At 71.5% G+C, this 24,903-nt stretch carries 26 protein-coding genes and 1 pseudogene; 13 read left to right on the forward strand and 14 right to left on the reverse strand.

What is annotated here, in order from left to right:
• Positions 1-11: 11 nt before the first annotated feature.
• Entirely contained in the window at positions 12-695 is a 684-nt protein-coding gene (locus RM704_RS17135) for an NUDIX domain-containing protein (RefSeq protein WP_033526152.1), read from the reverse strand.
• 103 nt (positions 696-798) lie between these two features.
• On the opposite strand from RM704_RS17135, the gene RM704_RS17140 reads away from it, so the two are divergent.
• Together RM704_RS17140 and RM704_RS17145 are read left to right on the forward strand one after the other, a co-directional pair.
• Positions 799-1,473: an AIM24 family protein gene (locus RM704_RS17140; RefSeq protein ID WP_033526153.1), complete on the forward strand. Its 675-nt coding sequence runs from the start codon at positions 799-801 to the stop codon at positions 1,471-1,473.
• Between the two features lie 69 nt (positions 1,474-1,542).
• Positions 1,543-2,172 (forward strand): alpha-ketoglutarate-dependent dioxygenase AlkB, encoded by a 630-nt coding sequence (locus tag RM704_RS17145; protein ID WP_033526154.1) that lies wholly within the window; start codon positions 1,543-1,545, stop codon positions 2,170-2,172.
• Positions 2,173-2,203: 31 nt separating this feature from the next.
• Here the strand turns inward: RM704_RS17145 and RM704_RS17150 are convergent, their stop codons facing one another.
• On the reverse strand, positions 2,204-3,415 hold the full coding sequence (locus tag RM704_RS17150) for an FAD-dependent monooxygenase (RefSeq protein WP_192829606.1): 1,212 nt from the start codon (positions 3,413-3,415) through the stop codon (positions 2,204-2,206).
• A gap of 338 nt (positions 3,416-3,753) precedes the next feature.
• On the opposite strand from RM704_RS17150, the gene melC1 reads away from it, so the two are divergent.
• The 3 genes from melC1 (at position 3,754) to RM704_RS17165 (ending at position 5,587) form a co-directional block, all read left to right on the forward strand.
• Positions 3,754-4,146 (forward strand): apotyrosinase chaperone MelC1, encoded by a 393-nt coding sequence (gene melC1 / locus RM704_RS17155; RefSeq protein ID WP_033526156.1) that lies wholly within the window; start codon positions 3,754-3,756, stop codon positions 4,144-4,146.
• Positions 4,147-4,209: 63 nt separating this feature from the next.
• Positions 4,210-5,034: a tyrosinase MelC2 gene (gene melC2 / locus RM704_RS17160; RefSeq protein WP_033526157.1), complete on the forward strand. Its 825-nt coding sequence runs from the start codon at positions 4,210-4,212 to the stop codon at positions 5,032-5,034.
• Positions 5,035-5,134: 100 nt separating this feature from the next.
• A complete protein-coding gene (locus RM704_RS17165; RefSeq protein ID WP_033526158.1) occupies positions 5,135-5,587 on the forward strand; it encodes an SRPBCC family protein in 453 nt (150 codons plus the stop codon).
• A gap of 34 nt (positions 5,588-5,621) precedes the next feature.
• On the opposite strand, the gene RM704_RS17170 is transcribed toward RM704_RS17165, so the two are convergent.
• Together RM704_RS17170 and RM704_RS17175 are read right to left on the reverse strand one after the other, a co-directional pair.
• On the reverse strand, positions 5,622-6,347 hold the full coding sequence (locus RM704_RS17170) for a ribonuclease H family protein (protein WP_033526159.1): 726 nt from the start codon (positions 6,345-6,347) through the stop codon (positions 5,622-5,624).
• A gap of 35 nt (positions 6,348-6,382) precedes the next feature.
• Positions 6,383-7,192: a VOC family protein gene (locus RM704_RS17175; RefSeq protein WP_033526160.1), complete on the reverse strand. Its 810-nt coding sequence runs from the start codon at positions 7,190-7,192 to the stop codon at positions 6,383-6,385.
• Between the two features lie 195 nt (positions 7,193-7,387).
• Between RM704_RS17175 and RM704_RS17180 the strand changes: the two genes are divergently transcribed.
• From RM704_RS17180 to RM704_RS17190, 3 genes are all read left to right on the forward strand, one after another.
• Positions 7,388-7,870, forward strand: coding sequence for a DUF6153 family protein (locus RM704_RS17180; protein WP_033526161.1), 483 nt, complete (start codon positions 7,388-7,390; stop codon positions 7,868-7,870).
• Positions 7,871-7,957: 87 nt separating this feature from the next.
• A complete protein-coding gene (locus RM704_RS17185) occupies positions 7,958-8,635 on the forward strand; it encodes a thioredoxin-like domain-containing protein (RefSeq protein ID WP_033526162.1) in 678 nt (225 codons plus the stop codon).
• 122 nt (positions 8,636-8,757) lie between these two features.
• Positions 8,758-9,717, forward strand: coding sequence for an SGNH/GDSL hydrolase family protein (locus RM704_RS17190; RefSeq protein WP_033526163.1), 960 nt, complete (start codon positions 8,758-8,760; stop codon positions 9,715-9,717).
• Between the two features lie 7 nt (positions 9,718-9,724).
• Here RM704_RS17190 and RM704_RS17195 read toward each other — a convergent pair whose 3' ends face one another.
• Positions 9,725-10,753, reverse strand: coding sequence for a TerC family protein (locus RM704_RS17195; protein WP_033526164.1), 1,029 nt, complete (start codon positions 10,751-10,753; stop codon positions 9,725-9,727).
• Positions 10,754-10,915: 162 nt separating this feature from the next.
• Positions 10,916-11,395 (reverse strand): VOC family protein, encoded by a 480-nt coding sequence (locus RM704_RS17200; protein WP_033526165.1) that lies wholly within the window; start codon positions 11,393-11,395, stop codon positions 10,916-10,918.
• A gap of 221 nt (positions 11,396-11,616) precedes the next feature.
• On the opposite strand from RM704_RS17200, the gene RM704_RS17205 reads away from it, so the two are divergent.
• On the forward strand, positions 11,617-12,273 hold the full coding sequence (locus RM704_RS17205; protein WP_033526166.1) for an ATP-dependent Clp protease proteolytic subunit: 657 nt from the start codon (positions 11,617-11,619) through the stop codon (positions 12,271-12,273).
• Positions 12,273-12,875, forward strand: a complete 603-nt coding sequence (locus RM704_RS17210) for a ClpP family protease (RefSeq protein WP_033526167.1) — start codon at positions 12,273-12,275, stop codon at positions 12,873-12,875. The genes RM704_RS17205 and RM704_RS17210 overlap by 1 nt, the downstream gene beginning before the upstream one ends.
• 62 nt (positions 12,876-12,937) lie before the next feature.
• Here the strand turns inward: RM704_RS17210 and RM704_RS17215 are convergent, their stop codons facing one another.
• Both RM704_RS17215 and RM704_RS17220 read right to left on the reverse strand, forming a co-directional pair.
• Positions 12,938-13,309: a helix-turn-helix domain-containing protein gene (locus tag RM704_RS17215; RefSeq protein WP_033526168.1), complete on the reverse strand. Its 372-nt coding sequence runs from the start codon at positions 13,307-13,309 to the stop codon at positions 12,938-12,940.
• An 80-nt stretch (positions 13,310-13,389) separates the two neighbouring features.
• The gene (locus RM704_RS17220; RefSeq protein ID WP_052145918.1) at positions 13,390-13,971 is read right to left on the reverse strand and encodes a DinB family protein; all 582 of its coding nucleotides are present in this window, start codon (positions 13,969-13,971) and stop codon (positions 13,390-13,392) included.
• A gap of 185 nt (positions 13,972-14,156) precedes the next feature.
• On the opposite strand from RM704_RS17220, the gene RM704_RS17225 reads away from it, so the two are divergent.
• Positions 14,157-15,629, forward strand: coding sequence for an FG-GAP-like repeat-containing protein (locus RM704_RS17225; protein ID WP_033526170.1), 1,473 nt, complete (start codon positions 14,157-14,159; stop codon positions 15,627-15,629).
• A gap of 60 nt (positions 15,630-15,689) precedes the next feature.
• Here the strand turns inward: RM704_RS17225 and RM704_RS17230 are convergent, their stop codons facing one another.
• On the reverse strand, positions 15,690-17,018 hold the full coding sequence (locus RM704_RS17230; protein ID WP_311590759.1) for a DUF6777 domain-containing protein: 1,329 nt from the start codon (positions 17,016-17,018) through the stop codon (positions 15,690-15,692).
• Between the two features lie 174 nt (positions 17,019-17,192).
• Here RM704_RS17230 and RM704_RS17235 point away from each other — a divergent pair, with 174 nt between their 5' ends.
• On the forward strand, positions 17,193-18,479 hold the full coding sequence (locus tag RM704_RS17235) for a streptophobe family protein (protein WP_033526172.1): 1,287 nt from the start codon (positions 17,193-17,195) through the stop codon (positions 18,477-18,479).
• A 30-nt stretch (positions 18,480-18,509) separates the two neighbouring features.
• On the opposite strand, the pseudogene RM704_RS17240 reads toward RM704_RS17235, so the two are convergent.
• Positions 18,510-18,763, reverse strand: a pseudogene (locus RM704_RS17240) (MFS transporter); the annotation flags it as partial.
• A 468-nt stretch (positions 18,764-19,231) separates the two neighbouring features.
• On the reverse strand, positions 19,232-20,566 hold the full coding sequence (locus RM704_RS17245; protein ID WP_033526173.1) for a lysine N(6)-hydroxylase/L-ornithine N(5)-oxygenase family protein: 1,335 nt from the start codon (positions 20,564-20,566) through the stop codon (positions 19,232-19,234).
• A 121-nt stretch (positions 20,567-20,687) separates the two neighbouring features.
• Here RM704_RS17245 and RM704_RS17250 point away from each other — a divergent pair, with 121 nt between their 5' ends.
• Positions 20,688-21,635 (forward strand): methionyl-tRNA formyltransferase, encoded by a 948-nt coding sequence (locus RM704_RS17250; RefSeq protein ID WP_033526174.1) that lies wholly within the window; start codon positions 20,688-20,690, stop codon positions 21,633-21,635.
• A 42-nt stretch (positions 21,636-21,677) separates the two neighbouring features.
• Here the strand turns inward: RM704_RS17250 and RM704_RS17255 are convergent, their stop codons facing one another.
• The 3 genes from RM704_RS17255 to RM704_RS17265 form a co-directional block, all read right to left on the reverse strand.
• Entirely contained in the window at positions 21,678-22,592 is a 915-nt protein-coding gene (locus RM704_RS17255) for an ABC transporter ATP-binding protein (protein WP_033526175.1), read from the reverse strand.
• Positions 22,593-22,596: 4 nt separating this feature from the next.
• On the reverse strand, positions 22,597-23,706 hold the full coding sequence (locus RM704_RS17260; protein WP_033526176.1) for a FecCD family ABC transporter permease: 1,110 nt from the start codon (positions 23,704-23,706) through the stop codon (positions 22,597-22,599).
• A gap of 64 nt (positions 23,707-23,770) precedes the next feature.
• Positions 23,771-24,811, reverse strand: coding sequence for a FecCD family ABC transporter permease (locus RM704_RS17265; RefSeq protein ID WP_033526177.1), 1,041 nt, complete (start codon positions 24,809-24,811; stop codon positions 23,771-23,773).
• Between the last annotated feature and the right edge of the window lie 92 nt (positions 24,812-24,903).

Here is a 24,903-nt window from a genome sequence, read left to right on the forward strand (position 1 = left end):
GCACCCTGCCCTCAGGTGCCGGTCCCGGCGCCGAACGGCCCGTCCAGCGCCGCCCATTGGAGCAGCATGATGGTCTTGGCGTCGGCGATCTCCCCGGTGCGGATCATCTCCAGAGCGCGGCGGAAGGGCAGTTCGACGAGTTCGATGTCCTCTCCCTCCTCGTCGAGGCCACCGCCCTCGTGGGTGCGGGTCGACGGGCCGTACGGGGCGGCGTAGAAGCTGACGCGTTCGGTGACCGAGCCGGGGCTCATGTAGATGTCGAAGACGTGCTGGATCTCGCCGATGGTGTGGCCGGTCTCCTCGACGACCTCACGCCGCACGGCGACCTCGGGGTGCTCGTCCTCCTCGTCGAGCAGGCCGCCCGGCGTCTCGACGAGCATCCCGTCGGGGTGGCCGTTGACGTACACGGGGTAGCGGAACTGCCGGGTGAGCAGCACGGTTTCGCGTTCGGTGTCGTAGAGCAGGACGGTGGCGCCGTTGCCCCGGTCATGCGTCTCGCGCTCCTGCGTGCTCCAGGTGCCGTCGGCGCGCTGGAAGTCGAAGGTCGTCGTGCGCTCCACGTACCAGTGGCTGGACAGCAGGCGCACGTCCCGCACTCTGACGCGGGGGTTGCCGGTCAGGTCCCGGCCGGTGCGGTCGAGCCCGGTGCGGCCCCGGCGGTCGGGGAGGTCGACGCCGACAGTCTTGTTGTTCATGGGTCCGCTTCTACCATCGCCGTCGAGATGTTGTCAGATTCCCCAATTGGCGTGCCGCGCGCGTCGCTTGGCGGAATCGGGCAGTCCGGGACAGCATGCCCGTATGAAGAGTGATCTTTTCTCCAACGAGAACATGGTCCAGCCGGCGTACGCGCCGGGAATGAGCGTCCAGAACGCCAAGTCGATCAAGTATGCGGTCAACGGCGAGATGCTCGCCCGGCAGGGCGCGATGATCGCCTTCCGGGGGAACCTGCAGTTCGAACGCAAGGGCCAGGGCGTGGGCGGCATGCTCAAGCGCGCGGTCACCGGGGAGGGGCTGGCGCTGATGGCGGTGCGCGGTCAGGGCGAGGCCTGGTTCGCGCACGAGGCGCAGAACTGTTTCATCGTCGACATCGAGCCGGGCGACGTGTTCACCGTCAACGGTCGCAACGTCCTGTGTTTCGACTCGTCGCTGTCGTACGAGATCAAGACCGTGAAGGGCGCCGGCATGACCGGTGGCGGCCTGTTCAACAGCGTCTTCACGGGTCAGGGGAAGCTGGGTCTCGTCTGCGACGGCAATCCGCTGGTCATCCCGGTCTCGCCGCAGCTGCCCGTGTTCGTCGACACGGACGCGGTGGTGGGCTGGACGGCCCATCTCTCCACCTCGCTGCACCGCTCCCAGTCCTTCGGCTCGATGATCCGCGGCGGCTCCGGGGAGGCCGTGCAGCTGAAGCTGGAGGGTGAGGGCTTCGTGGTCGTGCGGCCGAGCGAGGTGACTCCACAGGCCCAGCAGCACTGAGCCGACGGACGACGAGAGGGAGCACAGCCGGAGCGAACAGGTTTTCGAATCTGGAGGTACGCTGCATGTATGGCCACGCACCTCCAGGGCTCCCTCTTCGACCAGTCCGACGACCTCCGCCTCGGCCCCCTCGACGGGCTGCGCCGGCGTGAGCTGGGCGCCGGGGCCTGGGTCGACGTACTGCCCGGGTGGCTCGGCGGTGCCGACGCGCTCTTCACTCGGCTCGCCGAGGAGGTGCCGTGGAAGGCGGAGCGGCGGCAGATGTACGAGCAGGTCGTGGACGTCCCGCGCCTGCTCGCCTACTACGGCCCCGAGGACACCCTCCCGCACCCCCTCCTGGACGAGGCCCGCGAGGCACTGTCCGCGCACTACGGCTCCGAGCTCGGTGAACCGTTCGCCACGGCGGGGCTCTGCTTCTACCGCGACGGCCGGGACAGTGTGGCCTGGCACGGCGACCGGATCGGGCGGGGCGCCCGGGAGGACACGATGGTGGCCATCCTGTCCGTGGGCGACCCCCGCGATCTGGCCCTGCGTCCGCACGGCGGCGGTGGACAGACCCTGCGCTTCCCGCAGGGCCACGGCGACCTGATCGTGATGGGCGGCTCCTGCCAGCGCACCTGGGACCACGCGGTGCCCAAGTCGACGCGGGCGGTGGGGCCGCGCATCAGCATCCAGTTCCGGCCGCGAGGCGTCCGCTAGCGGCCCGCCCCGGGGGGCCGGACGCCGCCGGCTACTTCCGTCCGGCGAGAGCCCGTGACTGCGACGACCGGGCCAGCTTCGGGCCCAGCCAGCGCTTGAGACGGCGCAGGGCCTCCAGTCGGCCGGCCGCACGGTCGAGGCGGTAGTAGAGCTGCGGCGGCACATAGGGCAGCAGCGGGGAGTGCCGTTGCCCGAGGAGCGCGAACATCTGCTCCGGCGGGAGGTCGATGTACCGCTGGATGTTCTCGTACCACTGGGCGCTGTGCCGGGCCGCGCTCTGCAGCCGAAGGAGGTCGGACTTGCGCCGTCGCTCGTACGCGGCGAGTGCCGCCTGCGTGTCCGGGTGGGTGCCGAGGGCCTCGGCCAGGCAGATGGCGTCCTCCAGGGCGAGGGTGGTGCCCGCGCCGATGGAGTAGTGCGTGGTGTGGGCGGCGTCGCCGAGCAGGACCAGGTTCCCGTGGTGCCAGGCGCGGTTGGTCAGGGTGCGGAAGGTGAGCCACCGGGCGGTGCCGTCGCCCTGGTCCCGGCCCAGCAGCGGGTGGCCGTCCAGGATGTCGGCGAAGAGCTTCTCCAGCAGGGCCAGGCCGTCGGCCTCGCTCAGGCGGTCCAGGCCCAGGCCGCTCAGCGTCCTCGGGGAGCACTCGATGACACAGGTGCTCTGCTCGTCGCTGAACGGATAGGCGTAGGCCCAGATCCAGCCGTGGTCGGTCTCCTGGAAGGAGAAGGTGAAGGCCTCGTGGACCTTGGTCGTGCCCAGCCAGATGTAGGCGTTGCGGCCGACGGTGATGTCGCTGCCGAACCGGTCGGCGTACCTCTCGCGCACGGCGCTGTTGACCCCGTCGCCCGCTACGACGAGGTCGGCGTCCGGCAGGGCGTCGGCCGTGATCTCGTCCTCGTACTCCACCCGGACGCCGAGGGCGCGGGCCCGGTCGGCGAGCAGTTCGAGCAGGCGGCGCCTGCCGATGCCGAAGCCGTCGTCGCCGGGCTGGACGGTCCTGCGGTCGCGGACGTGCGCCACCCCGCTGTTCCAGGTGACGGAGTTCTCGCTGATGGCGAGGGCCGTCTCGGGATCCTTCTCGCGGAGCTTGTCCAGCAGTTCGGACCAGTAGGTGACGCCCCAGCCGTAGGTCGACCCGGCCGGGTTCCGTTCATGGACGGTGATGTCGTGTGACGGGTCCTGCCGCTTCATCAGAATCGAGAAGTACAGGCTTGCGGGTCCGCCGCCGACGCACGCGATCTTCACGCACACTCCCATTTCGCTGCGCAAAGCGATCAATTGACCACGAAGAGTAGCAGCGTACGCGCGCTCAGGATTCACGCCACTTTGCCCGCGTGACGTCGGCCACGGACTCCCCTCCCGCACCGCAAGATCATCGGCGCCGCCGCCGCGACAGGGCGGAATATCCCCCTCCACCCTCACTCGCGGGGCCGTCACAGCAAGATCATCTTTGTTCAACCTTGCACGACATGTACGCGATTGTCCTGATCACGGCCAACCGGTTTCCTGCGATTTCTCCGGCCCCACAGCGGGTGGATAGGTATGACGAGTCATCAATCACCCCTTTCGCAGGAGGCCTTCGCATGCCCGACATCACCCGCCGCCACGCTCTCGGGGCCGCGGCAGCCCTCGCCGTGACCGTCGGAGCCCCGCTCACCGCGACAGCCGCGGACGGCCACGACGGCCACGACGGCCACGAGGAGCACGGTGGCCACGACGGCCACCAGGACCTCCAGCCCTTCGACGAGGTCTACCGGGGCCGCCGGATACAGGGCCACGCGACCGAGGGCGGCGGACACCACCACGGCGCCGGGTACGCGGTGTTCGTCGACGGGGCGGAGCTGCACGTGATGCGGAACGCCGACGGCAGCTGGATCAGCGTCGTCAGCCACTACTCCCCCGTGCCGACACCCCGCGCGGCCGCCCGCGCGGCGGTCGATGAACTCCAGGGCGCCCGCCTGGTCCCCTTCAACTGACCACGCCCGCACCCGCGCCCGCACACACGCACCACCGGTAACACCGCAAGGAGCCGCAGAGCCATGACCACACGCAAGAACCAGGCGACCCTGACCGCCGACGAGAAGCGGCGCTTCGTCGACGCGCTGATCGCGCTGAAGCGCTCCGGCCGCTACGACGAGTTCGTCACGACGCACAACGCGTTCATCCTCGGCGACACCGACAACGGCGAGCGCACCGGCCACCGCTCCCCGTCCTTCCTGCCCTGGCACCGCAGATTCCTGCTGGAGTTCGAACGGGCCCTGCAGTCCGTGGACTCCACGGTCGCCCTGCCCTACTGGGACTGGACGGCCGACCGCACGGCGCGCTCCTCCCTGTGGGCGCCGGACTTCCTGGGCGGCACCGGACGCAGCCGCGACGGGCGGGTGATGGACGGGCCGTTCGCGGCGTCCACCGGGAACTGGCCGATCAACGTGCGCATCGACGGCCGCACCTACCTGCGCCGCTCCCTCGGCGGCGCGGTGCGGCAGTTGCCGACCCGGGCCGAGGTGGACTCGGTGCTCGCGATGTCCACGTACGACATGGCGCCCTGGAACAGCGCCTCGGACGGTTTCCGCAACCACCTGGAGGGCTGGCGGGGCGTGAACCTCCACAACCGGGTGCACGTCTGGGTGGGGGGTCAGATGGGCACCGGGGTCTCCCCCAACGACCCGGTGTTCTGGCTGCACCACGCGTTCGTCGACAAGCTGTGGGCCGACTGGCAGCGGCTGCACCCGAACTCGGCGTACCTCCCGGCAGCCGGGACGCCGAACGTGGTCGACCTGAACGAGACCATGAAGCCGTGGGACGACACGACCCCGGCGGCGCTGCTGGACCACACTCCGCATTACACGTTCGACGCGGCCTGAGGACGTTGATCCGTCGGGGACCTGGGTACTCGCGCCGGACGCGGCCGGGGCGACCCGGTCGCGACCGCAACGAGAACCGATGATGTGAGGGAGGCGCCCGATGACCCAGATCGAGGAGTCGGTCGAGGTCCAGGTCCCCGTGCGGACCGCCTACAACCAGTGGACGCAGTTCGAGACGTTCCCCGAGTTCATGAGCGGGGTCGAGCGGATCGAACAGCGGTCGGACACACTCACCCACTGGGTGACCAAGGTGGACGGCGTGCAGCGGGAGTTCGACGCGGAGATCACCGAGCAGATCCCCGACGAGCGGGTGGCCTGGACGACCGTCTCGGGTGAGGCCCGGCAGTCCGGCGTCGTCACCTTCCACCACCTCGCCGAGGGGCGCACCAAGGTGATGCTGCAGATGGAGTTCCAGCCGGAGGGCCCCGCCGAGAAGGTCGCCGACAAGCTGGGCGTGGTGAAGCGGCAGACCAAGGGCGACCTGACGCGCTTCAAGAAGTTCATCGAGGAGCGCGGCCGGGAGACCGGGGAGTGGCGCGGCGCCGTCGTGTGACGCGCACGCCCTTCCCCCGGCGTCCCGCCCGGAGTCACTCGGCCCCGGCCGTCGCCGCCGTACGGCACTCAGGGTGGCCCCAGCCCTGGTCGTTCTTGGCGATGGGCTCACCCGCGGCGTACGGGCGGCCGCACTGGCAGCGGCCGGGGAACTTCGCCTTGATGGTGCGGGACGAGGAGGACGAGCCGCTACGGCCGCCGGTCCCGCCCGGCTTCCCGGACTTCCTCGCCGGTGCGCGGCGGGCCGGGACCGTGTCGGGCGCGGCCGGCGGTTCCGGGGAGCCCAGCTCGGTGCCGGCGGGCTCCTGGACGGTGGCCGCCTGGCTCGCCGCGCGGTCGGCGAAGTCGTTGAGACGGTCGCCGTCGACCTGGTGGGCGGGGACGTAGCGGAACTCCACGGCGCGTCCGGCGAGCAACTCGTCGATACGGACCACGAGTTCCTGGTTGGCGACCGGCTTGCCGGCGGCCGTGCGCCAGCCGTTGCGCTTCCAGCCGGGCAGCCAGGTGGTGACCGCCTTCATCGCGTACTGGGAGTCCATCCGGATCTCGATCGGGACGGCCGGGTCGGTGGCCGCCAACAGCCGCTCCAGCGCGGTGAGTTCGGCGACGTTGTTGGTGGCCCTGCCCAGCGGGCCGGCCTCCCAGCGCGCAGGGATCTCATCGTCCTCGGCCACCACCCAGGCCCAGCCCGCCGGCCCGGGGTTTCCCTTGCAGGCTCCGTCGCAGGCGGCCACAACACGTTCCGACATGCGCTCGATCATGCCATGCGCGCGTTCCTGTCCGTGCCGGTGTCCGCTCAGTCGACGTCCTTGAGCTCCGGCATCTCGCCCTGTGTGTTGGTGACGTCGATGACCGAGAACGACGCGCCCTGCGGGTCGCTGAGCGCGGCGAAGCGACCGAAGGGGGTGTCCATCGGGCCGAAGCGCAGGACACCTCCCAGCTTGGTGGCCTTGGCGACCGCGTCGTCGCAGTCGGGGACGGTGAAGTACACGTTGATGTACGAGGGCACCTCGGGCGGGAAGTCCTCCGCCGTCATCTTCATCCGGCCCAGCAGCGGGTTCTGGCCCAGGTCGAAGACGCGGAAGTCCATGTGCGGGTTGTCGGGGTCGTCCATCCGCTTGGACCGGTAGGAGAAGACGGCCGGGAAGAACGCGTCGGACTTCTCCGGCTCCCGGGTGAAGATCTCGGCCCAGACGAACGCGCCGGGCACGCCCATCGACTCGAAGCCCTGGTGCACGCCGGCCTGCCAGCCCCCGAAGACGACGCCGTCCGGGGAGCGGGCCAGCAGCATGGAGCCGAAGTCGCCGACGCGCATCGGCCCCATCAGCACCTCGCCGCCGTTGTCGCGGACCTTCGCGGCGGTGGCGTCCGCGTCGGACGTGGCGAAGTACAGGCACCAGGCGGACTGGCCCTCCTGTCCGGGCATCGGCGGGACGACCGCGGCCACCGCCTTGCCGTCCGCGTACGCCTGGGTGTAGTTGCCGTACTCGGAGGACGACTCGCCGAACGTCCAGCCCAGGACCTCGCCGTAGAAACTCTTGGCGCCCTCGACGTCGCTGAACATCGCGTCGACCCAACAGGGCGCTCCCTCGGGGTGTGCGGCCATGACTGCCACTCTCCTCGGCTCGACAGGTGGTTTCCCGGCTCTCACGCTAGCCAGGACCGGTCCCGGTCGCGCGCCGAACGGGACGGACCGCGTGAAACCGGAACGAGTTCCCCGGGACGGGGCCACGGCCGTGCGACGTCTGATAATTTCAGCGGCGCTCGCACTCCCGTTCGCCTCGACTCGTGAGGTGCCGCCATGTCCGGCCGACCGTTCCCCCGTACGGCGCTGCCGTGCGCCCGGGGCCGGACGGCACACCTCCTGCTCGTGGCCGCGCTCGCCCTGACCACGTTCGTGTTGTTCTGCGCGGGCTCACCTCCGGGCGAGGCGCCCGAGCGGCGTCCGCGGGCGGCCTCGGCGGGGCCGGCGGCGGAGCGACCGGTGGAGGGGCGCTCGGCGGAGGGTCGATCGGCGGAGGGTCGATCGGCGGTGGGCCGCTCGGTCACCGCGCAGACGGGTCATGTGGAGCGCGACCCCTGCGGCCACAGCCCCGGCGAGCACGACTGCCACTCCCCCGATCCGGCCGCGGTGCTGGGCCACATGCCGCTGCCGGGCGCCGATCACACCGCCGCGCCCTGGCAGCCCGCGCCGGCCCCGGCCGCGGTCGCGCCGGACGGCTCACGGGAGCCGGGGCGGGCCCGCCCTCCCGATCTCCACCAACTGCAGTTGCTCCGCGTCTAGGCCGATCACCGGCCGTGACGACACCCCCTCAGACGACTCGCAGGACCGCCGTACCCCGTGCGGGCACGGCCGGGAGAAGGACACCCCATGGCTTCATCCAAGTCCAAGGCCAACAACGGCGCGCCGAAGGGCAAGAACAGCAGCCCGAAGGCCAGGGAGGCGGCGCGGCGCGCCCGCGTCGAGGAGATACGCAAGGCGGAGCAGGCCCGTGAGCGGCGCATGCGGCTGCTCACCCTCGGCGTCACCGGTGTGATCCTCGCCGGCCTGGTCGGCGGCGGCTGGTACCTGATCGACGCCGCGCAGGAGAAGGAGGAGGCGAAGGCCGCGCCGGTCGAGGGCGTGAAGAGCTGGTCGAAGCTCACCCAGAACCACGTCTCCGAGCCCGTCGACTACAAGATGAGCCCGCCCGTGGGCGGCGACCACAACCAGGTGTGGGTCAACTGCGACAAGCAGGTGTACACCAAGGCCGTGCCGAACGAGAACGCGGTGCACGCGCTGGAGCACGGCGCCGTCTGGATCACCTACAACGACAAGGCGGCCAAGGCGGACGTCGAGTCGCTGAAGGGCCTCGTGAACAAGACGACGTACACCTTCATGAGCCCCTACGAGGACCAGTCGTCGCCCATCGTGCTGAGCGCCTGGGAGCACCAGCTGAAGGTGGACAAGGCGTCCGACCCGCGCGTGCAGAAGTTCCTCGACAAGTACGTGCAGGGCGAGCAGACACCGGAGCCGGGTGCGGCGTGCACGGGTGGCATGACCCCGTGAGCTGACGGGGCGTGGGCGTCCGGCCGGACCGGACGCCCACGTGGCCGACACGGGTCTTCCGCCCCGCGTCGGGCTGTGCTTGCCTGGGGAGCCATTTCGGTGATCGGGGCGGGAGTCGCCGCATGCGCAAGCAGTGGATCGTGGGAGTGGCGGGGGCCGTGGTCGCCGGGCTGCTGCTCGGCGCGTGCGGGGATCCGGAGTCCGCACCGGGCCAGGCGCCGCCGTCGGCCGCCGCACCGGACCCGTCGTCGACCACGCACCGGCGCGCGGCCACGGCATCCCCCGGCGACGACGTCGACACGGGCGGCAGCGGCGGCGCCGGGGCGGCGAAGCCCGCGCCCGAGGTGCTCTATCTCGGGGACTCCCTCGCCATGGAGAACCAGACCGTCCTCGGCGACCTGCTGAAGGACGACCTCGACGCCCGCTACACCAGCGCCCCCTACTCGGGCACCACCCTGTGCGACTACCTGGAGGGCACCGCCGACCGGTCGCTCGTCCCGCCGCGGGACAAGGCGGCCGCGCTGGTGAGGCGGCTGCGCCCGGACTATGTGGTCCTGCAGTTCTGGGGCAACGCCTGGGACTACACGCCCTGCATGGACGGAGTCACCTACGGCAAGGCCCGCGCCGAGTACTTCCGGCGGTACACGGCCGCCGCCGAGCAGCTCACCGACCAGATCGCGAACGCGGGGGGTGAGCACCGGCCGACGATCGTGTGGGTGCTCCAGGGCCCGGACCCGATGACCCCGGACCGGGTCCGGCGGGTGAACGCCCTGTACGCGAAGCAGGCGAAGGCCTCCGGTGACCTGGTCGCGGACGCCGGCAAGGCCGTCAGCCCGGCCGCCGACCGCTACACCTGGACCCAGTACCTGCCGTGCACCGCCTACGAACGCGAGCACGACGGCTACTGCACCCAGCCCGGCCGGGGCCGCACCGCGCTCCACCACGACGAGGACTACCTGCACTTCTGTCTGGCGCCGACGACGTCGAAGCCGAAGCCGTGCCCGGTGCGGTCCCCGGGGATCACGCGGATGGCCCGGGAGATCACCCGGGCCATCGCCGACGCGCGTACCGACGGGAGCTAGTTCCTCGTCAGACCCGCTGGGACGTGGACTCGTCGTCGTCCGTGTCCTTCCCGTGCTCCGCCCGCGTCGCCGACGCGGCGGCCGCCTCCGCTTCCTGCTGCCTCTTCGACGCCCACAGGCTCGTCACCGTGGTCACCGCGAGGACCAGGACGATGAAGCCGAGGGAGAAGGGGATGGAGATCTCCGGGACGTGGACCCCGGACTCGTGCAGCGCGTGCAGGACGAGCTTGACGCCGATGAAGCCGAGGATGATCGACAGGCCGTAGGAGAGGTGGACGAGCTTCTTCAGCAGGCCGCCGATGAGGAAGTACAGCTGGCGCAGGCCCATCAGGGCGAACGCGTTGGCGGTGAAGACGATGTACGGGTCCTGGGTGAGGCCGTAGATCGCCGGGATGGAGTCGAGGGCGAAGAGGACGTCCGTGGAGCCGATGGCGAGCATCACGACCAGCATCGGCGTCATGACGCGCTTGCCGTTCTCCTCGATCCACAGCTTGGTGCCGTGGTACCGGTCGGCCACCCCGAAGCGCTTCTCCACCGCCTTGAGGAGTTTGTTCTCCTCGTACTCCTCCTCGTGGCTGTCCTTGCGGGCGTCCTCGACCAGCTTCCAGGCGGTGTAGATCAGGAACGCGCCGAAGATGTAGAAGACCCAGGAGAAGCTGGAGATGATCGCCGCGCCCGCCGCGATGAAGATCGCGCGGAGCACCAGTGCCATGAGGACGCCGACCATCAGCACGCGCTGCTGATACTGCGAGGGCACCGCGAACTTCGCCATGATCAGGACGAAGACGAAGAGGTTGTCGACGCTCAGGGACTTCTCGGTGATGAAGCCCGCGAAGAACTCCCCCGCGGGCTTGCCCCCGCCGACGGCGAGCACGCCCAGGCCGAAGGCGATGGCCAGGGCGATCCAGACAGCCGACCAGATGCCGGCCTCCTTGATCGACACATCGTGGGGTTTGCGGCCGATGAAGAAGTCGACGGCGACCAGTACGCACAGGGCGACGACGGTCAGCAGCCAGGTGGTCAGGGAGACGTTCACTGTTCCTCCGGGTAACAGGGTGGTGCTCGGGAAAGCCTCACCGGCGTCCTTCGCATCCGCTACCCGGTGCGGGTAAAGAATGGCCGAAATCCCTGCGCGTTCCCTGGTGGAGGGCCTGTCGAGGGGGGCCTTCCACCAGGGTTGAGCAATTCGCGGGGTCGTCTACTCGTCCGCGTAGGCCTTCTCCAGCGCGGCGAGGTCGAACTTGCCCATCGCCATCATGGCCGCCGTCGCGCGGGATGCCTTCCTCGGGTCGGAGTCGCTGATCATCTCGATGAGTGCGGTGGGCACGACCTGCCAGGAGACCCCGAACCGGTCCTTGAGCCAGCCGCAGGGGCCCGGCTCGCCGCCCTCGGTGAGGCTGTTCCAGTAGTAGTCGATCTCGTTCTGGTCGGCGCAGAGGATCTGGAAGGAGATGGCCTCGCTGAACTTGAACTCCGGGCCCCCGTTCAGCGCCACGAACCGCTGGCCGTTGGCCACGAACTCCACGGTGAGCACGGAGCCGGCCGGCCGGGGCGCGCCCTCGCCGTAGTGGGTGACCCGGCCGAGCCGGGAGTTCTTGAAGACCGAGACGTAGTGGGCGGCCGCCTCCTCGGCCTGGCCGTCGAACCACAGGCAGGTGGTGAATCCTTCGCTGGACATGTGCGCCTCCTCCGGCGGGATGTGTCGTCTCCTGTGTCGACCGATCCTGGTCCGGAAACTCATCGGTGGCGCGGCCACGGGATGGCCCGGGCGAGGGCGGGCGGGCGGCGCTCTGCTGTCGGCGAATCTGCCGTGGGCAGAGAAACGCCAGGTGAGAGGCGGTTCCTGGGGAGGGTGGAGACAGCGGCCACCGCGGTCGCGTTCACCCACAGGGAGGAACCGTGGCTCCACTGACGACCGGCCGGGCCCCGATGCTCGCCCCGCGCGCCGAGGAGGGTGACACCTCGCCGTCGCGCTTCGACGACCATCTCGCCGCGCAGCTGCTCGCGCAGCGGATCGTCTTCCTCGGCGCCCAGGTCGACGAGGTCTCCGCGAACCGGGTCTGTGCCCAGTTGCTGCTGCTGTCGGCGGAGGACCCGCGCACCGACATCAGCCTCTACATCAACAGCCCCGGTGGTTCGGTGACGGCGGGCCTCGCCATCTACGACACGATGCGGCTGATCCCGAACGACGTGTCCACGCTGGCGATGGGATTCGCGGCGAGCATGGGCCAGTTCCTGCTGAGCGTCGGCGCCCACGGCAAGCGGTTCGCGCTGCCCAACGCGCGGATCATGATGCACCAGCCGTCGGCGGGCATCGGCGGCACCACCGCCGACATCGAGATCCAGGCGGAGAACCTGGAGTTCACCAAGCGGGCCATCGAACGGATCACCGCGGAGCACACCGGGCAGACCGAGGAGACGGTCTCCCGGGACGGCGACCGCGACCGCTGGTTCACGGCCGAACAGGCCCGGGAGTACGGGATGGTCGACCGGGTCGTCGAGTCGCTCGACGACGTACGGCCGGCTTCCTCGCGTCGACGGATGGGACTGCAGTGATGGGGACGTACACGATTCCGAACGTGGTCGAGCGGACCGCGCAGGGCGAGCGGTCCTACGACGTCTTCAGCCGGCTGCTGTCCGAGCGGATCGTCTTCCTCGGCACGGAGATCGACGACGGGGTGGCGAACGTCGTCATCGCGCAGCTGCTTCATCTGGAGGCGGCCATGCCGGACCGGGAGATCTCCGTCTACATCAACTCGCCCGGGGGCTCGTTCACTTCACTGATGGCGATCTACGACACGATGTCGTACGTCCGCGCGCCGATCTCGACCCTCTGTGTGGGACAGGCGGCCTCGACGGCCGCGGTGCTGCTGGCGGGCGGGGACCCCGGGCGGCGGTTCGTGCTGGAGCACGCGCGGGTGCTGCTGGGGCAGCCGGCGAGCGGGGGCCGCCAGGGAACGGTCTCCGACCTCGCCCTCCAGGCCAAGGAGATGGTGCGCATCCGGGCGCAGGTCGAGCGGGTGCTCGCGCGGCACACGGGACGCGAAGTGGCGGAGCTGCGGGCCGACATGGATCGGGACAAGGTGTTCACGGCGGAGGAGGCGGTGGGGTACGGGCTGGCGGACGAGGTGTTGAGCCGGCGGGCGGTGGCGGTCTGAGGCCCGCGCCCCGTCAGGGGCGCGGGCTGGAACTCTGTCAGGGGCTGGGGACGGGAACTCTGTCAGGCCGCCAGGCACAGGCTGTTGTGCGGTGCGGTGGATGTCCTGCGGGAGCGGGCCGTGGGCCGGGACAGTTCCCGCTGAGCCAGCGACAGCAGGTCGCCCAGGCCCAGGCCGAGGGCCTGGGCGGCTGCCGCGAGGACCTCCGACGAGGCCTCCTTGCGGCCGCGTTCCACCTCCGAGAGGTACGGCATCGAGATACGGGCCGCGTCGGCGACGTCCTTCAGGGTGCGCTCCTGGGCCAGGCGCTCGCGCCGGAGCACGTCGCCGACGAGGTCGCGCCACAGGGGTTCCTTGGCGGGTGGGCCGGTCGGCGGGGCCGCGGCCGGGCGCAGGGGGATGACTCGGGCTTCGTTCGACGCGTGTTGGCTCACTTCTCCAGCCTAGGAACGGCGTGCGGGAGGGGAAGGGGGTGGCGTTCCGCCCTGAGGGAAATCCGGTTCCGCGCCGGGTGTCACTGGCCGATGCGTCCGTCGAGGCGTTCGCGCAGGAAGTCGGCGTGGCCGTTGTGGCGGGCGTACTCCTCGATCAGATGGACCAGCACCTCGCGGAGGGCGATGGGCTCGCCGTCGTGATGTCCGGTGACGGCCAGATCGGGGGCCGCCGCCACGAAGCGCTCGGCGAAGTCGACTTCGGCGCGCCAGGTGCGCCAGGCGTCGGCGACGGCCTCGGGGTCGGCCACGGCTTCGTCGAAGTCCGCGTCGGGGTTGTCGCCGGCTCGGTAGTGGCGGGGCTCCGGCCGGCCGGCCAACGCCTCGCGGAACCAGTACTGTTCGACGCCGGCCAGGTGACGTACGAGCCCGAGCAGCGACATGTTCGACGGCGGCACCGAGCGGCGGGCGAGCGCCTCGGCGTCGAGGCCCGCGCACTTCAGCTCCAGGGTGAGCCGCTGGTTGCGGAGGTACCCGACGAGCGTGGACCGTTCCCCCTCGAAGCCTCCCTCCGCGCGCGGGTCGCCCTCGGGGCCGACGAAGCGGTCACCCCAGCCGGGTTTCCGCTCGGGCAGGGGCTGTTCGTTCCCAGCTGGGTCAGTCATGCGCAGGAGCATCGGTGGTCACCGCCTCGGCGCGCCACCCCTTTTCCCCCGGCCGATCCTTGTCGTCGCTTCCGGCCGCACAACCCTTGCCCCTCCTCCGTCGTCAAACAGGTCGTCGGAGAAGGAACGGGCCCTTTCCGGACACCCCCGCGCTGCCCGGCCGTTCTTACTGTTTGGAGCCGTACATGCGCAAGAACCGTTCGACTGCCCTCGCGGCAGCCACCTTTCTTATCGTCTCGGGTGCGGTGATCGCCGCCGCTCCGTCCGCGTACGCGGGGGTGCCCGGCAGTACCCAGGCCAGTGACCGCAACAGCGACTTCGACGGCGACGGGTACGAGGACGTGCTGGTCGGCGCGCCCGGTGCCACGGTCAGCGGCAGGAGCGGCGCGGGGCTGGTGACCGTGCAGTACGGCTCGGCCAGAGGCATCGGCACCGGCGACGTGGCCCGGTTCAGCCAGTCGACCTCCGGGGTCGCGGGCGCGGCCGAGGCGGGCGACGGCTTCGGCCGGGCGGTGGCCACCGGCGACCTGGACGGCGACGGGTTCGACGACGCGGTGGTCGGCATTCCCGGCGAGGACCTCGGCACCGTGAAGGACGCGGGCGGAGTGGCCATCCTGTGGGGCTCGAAGGCGGGACTCAAGGGCACCGCGAGCGACTGGCTGGAGACCCAGGAACCCGCCGCCGGCGAGCGGTTCGGCCTCGGCCTCGCCGCCGCGCGCTTCACCGCCGAGACGGACGGGGACCTCCTCGCCGTCCTCGACGGGTACGACGTGGAGCTGTTCGCGTACGACGAGGCGGCCCGCGCCTCGATGCGCCGTGAGACCACCCGGCGACTCGACACGAAGTCCGCCGAGGCCCGCCCTGTCGCGGCCAAGTCCCTGACCACCGGCGACTACGACAAGAACGGCTTCGCCGACCTCGTCGTGTCGGGACTCAGCGTCGGTGACGAACCCGGTCACGGCTGGTCCACGTATCTGTCGGGGAACGCCGACGGGTTGACGTACGAGCGTGATCTGCGGGGCGGTCCGGTCGCGGCGTCCGGCGACATCAACGGGGACGGGTACGACGACCTGGTGACCGGTGAGCCGAACTCCCCGTACGACCAGCCCGGCGAGACCACGACGGGCGGCCTGGTGGGCGTACGGCTGGGCGGTCCGGACGGACCGGCGGCCGAGCCGGACTGGTGGGTGCAGGACTCCCCCGGTGTGCCCGGTGTCGCGGAGGCCGGTGACGGCTGGGGCTCGGACCTGTCGGTCGCGGACACCGACGGGGACGGCTACGCGGACGTGGCGATCGGGGCCGCGGGCGAGGACATCGGCGCGGTGCAGGACGCCGGTGCCGTGTGGGTGCTGCGCGGCTCGGCCTCCGGGGCGACCTCGACGGGCGCCCGGTCGTGGGACCAGAACTCGGCGGATGTGCCGGGCGCGGCGGAGAAGGGCGACAAGTGGGGCGCCCAGGTCCGGCTGACCGACCCGAACGGCGACGGCCGCTTCGGGCTGCTGGCCGCCGCGCCGGGCGAGAACACCGGCGACGGGCACGTCTGGGTGCTCTCGGCGGGCGCGGGCGGCATCACGGCGTCGGGTTCGTGGACGTACAACGCCGCTTCGCTCGGGGCGCCTTCCGTGGACGCGCTGTTCGGGTCGGCGATCGACGAGTGAGGCGTACGGCCCGGGGGCTGCCGGACGGGTCGGCCTGCCTCCGGGCCGTCCGGCGGCCGGTCACGGGCTCGGGGTGACCGGCTCCGGGGTGTCGGGGAGGGGGGCCGACTCGTTCGTCGTGGTGTCGTCCGGCGGTGAGTCGACGGTCTCGGGGCTCTCCGGTTCCGGCTCGGGTGCGGGGGTCCGTGTCTCCGTCGGTGCGGAGGTGGAGGGTGTCACCGAGGAGGACGAGGGGCACGGGCTGGCCGTCTTGTCGTCCCTGGCTCCACCCGGGGTCGACGGACACGGTTCGGGCGACTCGGTGGGCGGTTCCTCGGAGAACGACGTGGACGCCGACGGGGAGGGCTGGTCGACGGGCGGGGTGGTCTTCTTGTCCTTGCCCCCGGTGTCGCCGGAGGGGCGCGTGAACCATTCGTCGCGGTCGGGGTCGTAGAGGACGAACACGTTGATGATCACCGTCGCGGGCTCGACGACCACCACGTTCTGGGGCCGGTACGACGGCCAGGAGTCGCCCCTCGGCTCCGGTGTGGTCTTCAGCGCGACCGGCGGCTTCAGCGGGTTGCCGCAGGCGCAGCGCACCCGGGGCACCCCGCGGTCGTCGACCAGGACGGCGGTGCCGGACTGGAGGACGGCCTGGTAACTGGTGGCGGCGCCGTCGCGGTAGCCGTGGTTGGTGACGCGGGTGTCCATGCGCAGCTGCACCGGGGTGAGCGAACGCAGGTAGCCGGGCACGGCGGCGGACTCGACGCCGGCCACGGAGGCGAACGCGTCGTTCTTGGCGGGGTTCGCCCGGAGCACCTCGATCTGCTTCTCGACGTCGCAGGCGGCGACGTTGCGGGTGCCGCCGTAGAGGCCGGCGGACGCGCCGTCCACGGCGCGGGTCACGTTGGCGGGGTCCGAGCGGGTCGGTGTGGTCGTGGGCGTCTCCGGTGGGGTGGAGCTGTCCTTCGCGGTCGACTCGGTGAACGGGTCGGGGCCGGACTTGCCGGCGGCCTGGAGGAAGACCTCCCCGTCCGCCGAACCGCCCGAGTCGTCGGAGCGGGTGAGGACGACGACCAGGACCACGGCGACGACGGCCGCGACGACCATCAGGGCGATGCGGGGAGCGGACCGCCACCACGGACGACCGGGTCTCGCGCGCCCCTCGTCGGAGCCGCCGGAGGCGTCGCCCGGCCCGCCGGGCGACTCAGGACCGCCTGGTCCTCCAGGGCCGCCGGGGCCTCCGCCGCCTGTCCCTCCCGCCCCCGAGGCTCCGCTCGGCGGTTCCGGCGGTCGCCCGCCGCTCGGCCGGGTCGGGTCGGGTGGGGTGGGGCCGGGCTGCGACGGTCCGGACAGGGGTCCGGAGGGCGGGCCGGTCGGGCGGCCGGAGGAGGGTTGGTCGGCGCTCACGGGGCTTCTCCCGCCGTAGGGATTCTGCGGCGATTCACGCCGATGACGGCGTTTTGCTCCACAACAGGCCCATTGTGTGCTCTGGCCCCGTGCCGCCCGCAAGCCGAGGGGCGTCGGTCCCGGGCCGGCCGGCTCGCCGCGCGGAGTGCCTCGGCCGTGCTTAGCGTGGCAAGAGTGAGCCCCCAGACCCTGCGTCCACGGCAGACGACGTCAGCCGAGCGGGCGGTCGCCCGCCACGGCTGGCTCCACGCCCTCGCGACCGTGCTGGCCGGGCTGATCGCGATGATCGTGACGGCGTCCCTCGGACTCTGGGCGGCGGGTGCGACGGACCTCCCGGACGGCGCGTTCCCCCGGGTCGTCGCGGCTACCGTGGTGACGGCGGTCGGCGGGACCATCGAGCTCTCCGGCGACGCCGGGCCCCTCGCCGAGACGCGGGCGGGCCTGACCGTGATCCCGCTGTCGGTGACCCTCGTGGGCGCGCTGGTGATCGCCGCCGGCTTCCTGCGGCCCCTGCGGCACCGGGCGGTCGCGGGGGCGGGCGAACTCGCGGGCTGGGCCGCCCGGATCGCCGCCCTGTGGCTCGCGGCGCTGATCGGCCTCGCCCTCGCGGCCCGCCAGAGGTTCGACATCCCGCTCGGCGACGTGGGCGACTTCTTCGGCGCCTCCGCCGACGTGGGGTTCGAGACGGCCATGGCCCCGACGGTGTTCTTCGGGCTGCTGTGGCTCGCCGGTGTGCTCGTCCTGGCGCTGCTGGTGTCGCGCGGCGCGCCGCTGCCGGCGCGGCTGCTGCGGTTCCAGGAGTCGGTGCGGCCCGCCGCGTACGCGATGGTGGGCCTGCTGCTGGCGTACGTCGGTATCGGGCTGGTCATCGCGGTGGTGGTGGCGCTGACCCGTGGGCACGCCGCCGAGACGGCCGCGGTGATCCTGCTGGGGTTGCCGAACGTGATGTGGCTGGTCCTCACGATCGGTCTGGGCGCCACCTGGGACAGCCAGGTCGAGGGGCCCTTCGGGCTGCCGATGCCGAAGATCCTCGACGAGGTCGTGCGCGGACCCGAGGTCTCGACCCTGAACCTGGGCTCCCTGGCCGAGTACGACGGCCGCGTCTGGTGGCTGCTGGCCGTGAACGCCGTGCTGCTGACGCTCGCCGCGTTCGTCATGGCGGCCCGCTCCCCGGCCCGGGTACGGCTGTGGCAGCACGGCGTGCACATGGCGGCCGCGCTCGCCCTCACCGTTCTGATGATCTGCCTCGTGGCACGGATCTCCGCGCACTACGGACTGTCGGTCCTCGGCATCGGCGACCTCGGCGGCGATCTGGGCGGGGAACTGTACTTGCGGCCCCATCTGTGGTCCGCGCTCGGGCTCGCCGTGCTGTGGGGTCTGGTGACCGGGTTCCTGGGCGGGGTGCTGGCGAAGGGTGTGCGACGGCGGGGTGCGGTCGACGCGCGCGCCGACCGCGGGTAGGCGGGGCCGGGCGTACGACCACGGCCGGATCGGGCCGGGCTCCGGCGCGGGTGCCGCCAGACGGCCCGTGCGGTGCGGACCGTGCACCGACGCGGCGCAGCCGAGGCCGAGCGCGACCGGCGCGAGCCACGGCAGCGCGGGCAGCCCGGCCTCGCGGGGTCTCCGCTGAGGCGAACGATGGTGTCCGTCTCGAAGGGGTACGCGATCATTGTGCCGACGGCCGGCAGCAGCGCGGCCAGCGTGGGCCGGACGGCCGCCGGCAACCACCGCCTCGGCCCGGCCTCGGCGCAGTGTTCGGCCGGGCTGCCGACGCCGTGGCCGGCGTGCCCTGCGGGCCCGTCGTGCCCGTCGTGCCCATCGGTGGGCGGCCCGATGAGGGGCCCGACGGCCGGGGCGAGGAAGGCGGTGGGCGGTGTGGCGCCCCGGTGGAGCGGGAGGTCGGACGTGCCGGTCGCGGGCGTCACGGTACTGGTCGTCCCGTGTCCACCGGCGCTCTCCGGATCGCCCCGTGGGCCGGCGCGACGGCGAACAGCCCCACGGCGAGGCCCAGCACGCGCAGCAGCGGGCCCGCGAGAACGCGGGCCCGAGCCATGCGTCGAGGTGGCCGAGCCGTCATCACGCCGCGATGCCGGCGCCCTCCGGAGGCCGATCGTCCGGATCTGCGGGCGCGCGGCGGCGACGCGCCAGGCGAGTGACCGATGTGCTGCGGCGAGCGGCCGCCTCCGGCGTCGAGGGCGAACGGCGGCGCTTCCTCACCCCTGTGACGCCGCCGGGGCGTTCGCCCGGCGGGCGAGGAGGGAGGCGCAGATCTCCCCGGCGCGTACGGCTGTGGTGGACAGGAGGGTCGAGGTGAGGCCGTGGGTGTGTTCGGTGCCGCCCTGCAGATAGATGTCGGCGGTGACGTTGGAGTTGGTGGTGACCCGGTGGTCGCGGCCGACCATGAGGGCGTCCTCGTCGTCGCGCAGGCAGAGTTTGCCGATCTCGCCCAGGTTGTCGCCGACGCCGCGGGGCCGGTAGCCGGTGGCGTAGACGAGGAGGTCGGCGGAGAGGATCTCGCGCTCGCCCGTCGGCAGGAACTCGACGGTCGCCTTGACGTCCTCGGCGCCGGCCTCGACCTCGCGGAGCCGGGAGACGTTCAACATCCGCAACCGCTCCCGGCCCTGGACCTTCTCCTGGTACATGGCCCGGGACAGGGACTCGATCAGGTCCATGTCCACGACGGAGTAGTTGGTGCTGCGGTGGTAGTCGAACAGCGACTGCTTCACCTCGCGGGGCGCGCCGTAGTACAGGTCGACGGCCTCGGGGTCGAAGATCTTGTTGGCGAAGGGACTGTCGTCGGCGGGCGTGTAGCCGTACTTGGCGAAGACCGAGCAGATCTCGGCCTCGGGGAAGCTGCGGTGGAGGTAGTCCACGGCCTCGGCGGCGCTCTGGCCGGCGCCGAGGACGATCGCGCGGCGCACCGGCCGCCCGGAGCGTACGACCTGGTCGACGCGGGGCAGCAACTCGCTGTTGTGCCAGACCCGTTCGGACAGGAGGGCGCCGGGCGGGAGATGGGGTTCCAGGCCGGTGGCCACGCAGATGCTGCGGGTCCGGCGGACGGTCAGGCTGTCCGGGTCGCCGGGTACGCGGCTGGTGACGTCGAAGTAGCGGATCTCGCCGTCCCGGGTGACGGGGCGTACGGAGACGACTTCGGCGGAGTACTCGACGAGGTGCGCGACGCGGGCGGCCGCCCACTCGAAGTAGTCGTGGAACTCGATGCGCAGCGGGAAGAGGGTCTTCAGGTTGAGGAAGTCGACGAGACGGCCGCGGTCGCGCAGGTAGCACAGGAAGCTGAAGTCGCTGGTGGGGTCACGCATCGTCACCAGGTCCTTGAGAAAGGACACTTGCATGGTGGCGTCGTCGATGAGCATGCCCCGGTGCCATCCGAACCGGGGTTGGCTCTCCAGGAACCCGACCCGCAGCCCGTCCTGCGTGCCGGAGGCCACGGAGTGCTCGTGCAATGCGATGGCGAGTGCGAGATTGGATGGGCCGAACCCGATACCCAGTACGTCGTAGATGGAATCCGCCCCGGTGTGCAGCGTCGTCACCGCGTCATCTGCCTTTCATAGAAGGGGTTACAGAGTTTCCCAAGTCGGAACACAGCCTCCCCCAAGCAGAGCCATGTTAGATAAGGTAAGCCTTACCTAGCAACGGCTGAGGAGGGCTCATATGCGGGTCGTCATGTTCGGGTACCAGACCTGGGGACACCGGACGCTGCAGGCACTGCTGAATTCCGACCACGAGGTGGTGCTGGCGGTCACCCATCCGAAGAGCGACCACGCGTACGAGAAGATCTGGAACGACTCGGTCGCTGACCTGGCCGAACAGCACGACGTACCGGTGCTGTTGCGCAACCGGCCGGACGACGACGAGCTGCTGCGCGTGCTCAAGGAGGCCGAGCCGGACCTCATCGTGGCGAACAACTGGCGCACCTGGCTGCCGCCGGAGATCTTCGATCTGCCACCGCACGGCACGCTGAACATCCATGACTCGTTGCTCCCCACCTACGCGGGCTTCTCCCCGCTCATCTGGGCGCTCATCAACGGCGAGCCGGAGGTCGGTGTCACGGCCCACCGGATGGACGCCGAACTCGACATGGGCGATGTGCTGTTGCAGCGTTCGGTGTCGGTCGGACCGCAGGACACGGCGACGGACCTGTTCCACCGCACGGTCGATCTGATCGGCCCGCTCGTCACCGACTCGCTCGACCTCATCGCCTCCGGCGAGGCCGTATGGACACCCCAGGACCGCTCCCGGTCGAGCTTCTTCCACAAGCGGTCCCTGGAGGACAGCCGGATCGACTGGACCTGGCCCGCCGAGGACCTGGAGCGGTTCGTACGGGCCCAGTCCGACCCGTACCCGAACGCCTTCACCCACCACCGGGGGCAGCGCCTCCGGATCGTCTCGGCCGCCGTGTCCGAGGGCCGCTACGGCGGCACTCCGGGCCGGATCTTCATCCGGGAGGGGGACGGTGTCGTGATCGTCGCCGGGGCCGAGGCGCGCTCCGGGCGGCTGCCGGGGCTGGTGGTCAAGCGCGTGCGGACGGAGGACGGCACGGAACTCGCGGCGACGGACTACTTCCGGACGATGGGCGGTTATCTGACGGCCCGGCCGTGAAACCGCACGGCCCCGTGGGACCGGGGCACCGCCGGCCGTGTGTCAGCCGGCGGTGCCCGCCACGGGCACGGCGTCCGCGTCCGCGCCCTCGTGGTGACGGCCCATCGGGATCACCATGGGGGTGCGGCTGACGGGGTCCTCCCCGACCACGCAGCGCAGTCCGAAGACGTCCTCGACCGTCCTGGCGGTGATGACGTCGGCCGGGGCTCCCTCGCCCGCGATGCGCCCGCCCTTCATGGCGATGATGTGGTCGGCGTACCGGCAGGCCTGGTTGAGGTCGTGCAGGACCATGACGACCGTACGGCCCTGGTGCCGGTTGAGGTCCGTGACCAGGTCGAGGACGTCGATCTGGTGGGCGAGGTCCAGATAGGTCGTCGGCTCGTCCAGCAGCATCACCGGGGTGCCCTGGGCGACGGCCATGGCGATCCAGGCGCGTTGCCTCTGGCCGCCGGAGAGTTCGTCGACGGGACGGTGGGCGAGGTCGCTCATGGCGGTGGCCCTGAGGGCCTCGTGCACGGCGTCCTCGTCGCTGCGGGACCACTGCCGCCACCACGTCTGGTGCGGGGAACGTCCGCGCCCCACCAGGTCGATGACGGTCAGGCCCTCGGGCGCTACGGGCGTCTGCGGGAGGATGCCGAGCCGCTGGGCGAGGACACGGGTCGGGATGGAGTGCACCGACCGGCCGTCGAGGTGGACGGTGCCCGCCTTGGGGGTCAGCAGGCGGGCCAGGGCACGCAACAGCGTCGACTTGCCACAGGCGTTGGCGCCGACGATGGCGGTGATCCGGCCCGTCGGGATCACCAGGTCGAGGTCCTCGACGACGATCCGGTCGTCGTAGGCCAGGCGCAGGCCCTCGGCCCGCAGCTCGGGGCCGTCGACGGGCCCGCCCGCGCGGGAATCGGCACGGGCGTCGGCGCGGGTGTCGCGCTTCGCCGTCGGCTCGTCCTTCGATGACACGTCTTCAGCCTCCTGAACCGGCGCGGTTGGCGCGGATGAGCAGCCACAGCAGTACGGGGGCGCCGAGCACCCCGGTGACGACCCCGACCGGAAGCTCCGTGTCCGGGACGAGCTTGCGGGCGGCGAGGTCCGACACGAGGACCATCACGGCGCCGGTGAGCCCGGCGGCGACGGGCGGTGGGAACGGGGTGCCGGCCAGGCGCTGGGCGACCTGGGGCGCGGCGAGCGCCACGAAGGCGATGGGTCCGGCGGTGGCCGTGCCGAAGGCCACGAGGCCGACGGCGATGAGCAGGACGGCCACCCGGACGGTCTGCACCCGGGTGCCGAGGCCCTTCGCGACGTCGTCCCCGAGTTGCATGACACGGATCTGCCGGCCGAGCAGGACGGCCGGCGGCACGAGCACGGCCATGGTGAGGGCGAGCGGGCCGATCTGTTCCCAGGTACGGCCGTTGAGGTTGCCGACGAGCCAGCCGAGGGCGGCCTGGGCCTGGAAGCGCTGGCCGCGGGCCATGAGGTAGTCGGTGAGGCTGGTGCAGATCCAGGCCACGCCGATGCCGACGAGGACGATGCGGTAGCCGGTGGTGCCGCGTTTCCAGGCCAGCGCGTAGACCAGCAGGCCGGTGACCGTCGCGCCGAGCAGGCCCAGGGCCTGGGTGCCCATGCCCTGGTCCCAGCCGAGGACGATCCCGGCGACGACCGCGGTGCCGGCGCCCTGGGTGATGCCGATCATGTCGGGGCTGGCCAGCGGGTTCAGCGTCACCGTCTGGAGGAGGGCTCCCGAGACGCCGAAGGCGATGCCGACGAGCAGTCCGGCCAGGGCCCGCGGCAGCCGCAGTTCGTGGACGATCAGTTCGGTGCCGGGGTCGCCCGTGCCCACCAGGGCTTTCATCACGTCGCCGAGCGGGAGGGCGATGTCCCCGACGGAGGTCTCCACCGTGAACGCCAGGAACGCGGCGGCCGCGAGCAGCAGACAGACCGCCAGCAGCCGGGGCCGAACGACGCCGGAGACGGGCGGGGCGGGCAGCCGGAAGGCGACGCGGCCGGCCGTGCGCCGCTCGGGCGTGGGGTTCCGGGCGCCCTTCGGGGGTGGCACGGGCGCGAGTTCGGTGGTCATCGGCTCACAGCTCCACGGATTCGGTTCTCACGGGCCCGCGTACGCCCGCTCGTGAGGTCATGGTTCACAGCTCCGCGAGGCGTCGACGGCGGACCAGCGCGATGAAGAAGGGGCCGCCGACGAAGGCGACGAGGACGCCGGCCTGGATCTCGGCCGGGCGGGCGAGCAGGCGGCCGGCGATGTCGGCGGTCAGCAGGAGGCAGGGGGCGAGGACGGCCGACAGCGGGAGCAGCCAGCGGTGGTCCGGGCCGATCCCGGCCAGTTGGGCGAGGACCCGGGCGATGTGGGGGACGACCAGGCCCACGAAGACCACGGGCCCGATGACGGCGACCGCTCCCCCGGTGAGCAGGGTGACGGCGACGACGCCCTGGACGCGGACCAGGCCGAGCTTGAGCCCGAGCGACTTCGCGACGTCGTCGCCGAGCGCGAGGCTGTTGAGGGCGGGGGCGCAGGCGAGGGCGAGGACCGCGCCGACGGCGAGGAACGGCAGGACGCGGATCAGAACGGCCTCGTCCTGGTTGGCGAGGGAGCCGGCGCTCCAGAAGCGGTAGCGGTTGAGCGCGTCGGGGTCGGTCAGCGCGATGGCGCTGGTCAGCGAGAACAGCAGGGAGGTCACCGCCACACCGGCCAGCGCCAGTTTGACCGGTGTGGAGCCGGATCGGCCCAGTCCGCCGAGCAGGTACACCAGGACGCTGGCGGCGAACGCGCCGCCGAAGGCGAACCAGATGTACCCGTACACCGATCCGATGCCCAGTACCCCGACCGACAGGACCACGGCGAAGGCGGCGCCCGCGCTCACCCCGAGGATGCCGGGGTCGGCCAGCGGATTGCGGGTCAGCGCCTGCATCAGCGCGCCCGACAGGCCGAGGGCGGCGCCGGTGGCGAGGCCGAGGGCGGTGCGTGGCAGGCGCACGGACCAGATGACATTGTCGATGCGGGTGCTGGGGGCGTCGCCGAGCAGGGTGTGCCACACCTGGTCCAGGGGGACGCCCAGGGCGCCGAACGCCATCGACAGGGCGCTCAGCGTGAGCAGGAGGACGCCCGAGAGCGTCAGCAGCAGTACCGCGCGGGGGCCTTTCGCCGCCCGGACCGTCGAGGTCCCCACGTCTTCAACTTTCTTTGATGAGGCTTGCCTTAACTGTAGGGCGAGCACGGGGTGAACTGTAGGTCTTCCGTCGAATGCCGTCCCGTCCCGGC

It is taken from the genome of Streptomyces gottesmaniae (assembly GCF_031845845.1).
Lineage (GTDB): Bacteria > Actinomycetota > Actinomycetes > Streptomycetales > Streptomycetaceae > Streptomyces > Streptomyces akebiae.

What these genes read in the sequence shown, in the direction of transcription:
- RM704_RS17260 (WP_033526176.1), bottom strand. Translation starts at nt 23,706, where the DNA reads ATGACCACCGAACTCGCGCCCGTGCCACCCCCGAAGGGCGCCCGGAAC.
- RM704_RS17190 (WP_033526163.1), top strand. Translation starts at nt 8,758, where the DNA reads ATGCGCAAGCAGTGGATCGTGGGAGTGGCGGGGGCCGTGGTCGCCGGG.
- RM704_RS17145 (WP_033526154.1), top strand. Translation starts at nt 1,543, where the DNA reads ATGGCCACGCACCTCCAGGGCTCCCTCTTCGACCAGTCCGACGACCTC.
- RM704_RS17140 (WP_033526153.1), top strand. Translation starts at nt 799, where the DNA reads ATGAAGAGTGATCTTTTCTCCAACGAGAACATGGTCCAGCCGGCGTAC.
- RM704_RS17165 (WP_033526158.1), top strand. Translation starts at nt 5,135, where the DNA reads ATGACCCAGATCGAGGAGTCGGTCGAGGTCCAGGTCCCCGTGCGGACC.
- RM704_RS17170 (WP_033526159.1), bottom strand. Translation starts at nt 6,347, where the DNA reads ATGATCGAGCGCATGTCGGAACGTGTTGTGGCCGCCTGCGACGGAGCC.
- RM704_RS17180 (WP_033526161.1), top strand. Translation starts at nt 7,388, where the DNA reads ATGTCCGGCCGACCGTTCCCCCGTACGGCGCTGCCGTGCGCCCGGGGC.
- RM704_RS17225 (WP_033526170.1), top strand. Translation starts at nt 14,157, where the DNA reads ATGCGCAAGAACCGTTCGACTGCCCTCGCGGCAGCCACCTTTCTTATC.
- RM704_RS17175 (WP_033526160.1), bottom strand. Translation starts at nt 7,192, where the DNA reads ATGGCCGCACACCCCGAGGGAGCGCCCTGTTGGGTCGACGCGATGTTC.
- melC1 (WP_033526156.1), top strand. Translation starts at nt 3,754, where the DNA reads ATGCCCGACATCACCCGCCGCCACGCTCTCGGGGCCGCGGCAGCCCTC.
- RM704_RS17250 (WP_033526174.1), top strand. Translation starts at nt 20,688, where the DNA reads ATGCGGGTCGTCATGTTCGGGTACCAGACCTGGGGACACCGGACGCTG.
- RM704_RS17185 (WP_033526162.1), top strand. Translation starts at nt 7,958, where the DNA reads ATGGCTTCATCCAAGTCCAAGGCCAACAACGGCGCGCCGAAGGGCAAG.
- melC2 (WP_033526157.1), top strand. Translation starts at nt 4,210, where the DNA reads ATGACCACACGCAAGAACCAGGCGACCCTGACCGCCGACGAGAAGCGG.
- RM704_RS17210 (WP_033526167.1), top strand. Translation starts at nt 12,273, where the DNA reads ATGGGGACGTACACGATTCCGAACGTGGTCGAGCGGACCGCGCAGGGC.
- RM704_RS17220 (WP_052145918.1), bottom strand. Translation starts at nt 13,971, where the DNA reads ATGACTGACCCAGCTGGGAACGAACAGCCCCTGCCCGAGCGGAAACCC.
- RM704_RS17135 (WP_033526152.1), bottom strand. Translation starts at nt 695, where the DNA reads ATGAACAACAAGACTGTCGGCGTCGACCTCCCCGACCGCCGGGGCCGC.
- RM704_RS17200 (WP_033526165.1), bottom strand. Translation starts at nt 11,395, where the DNA reads ATGTCCAGCGAAGGATTCACCACCTGCCTGTGGTTCGACGGCCAGGCC.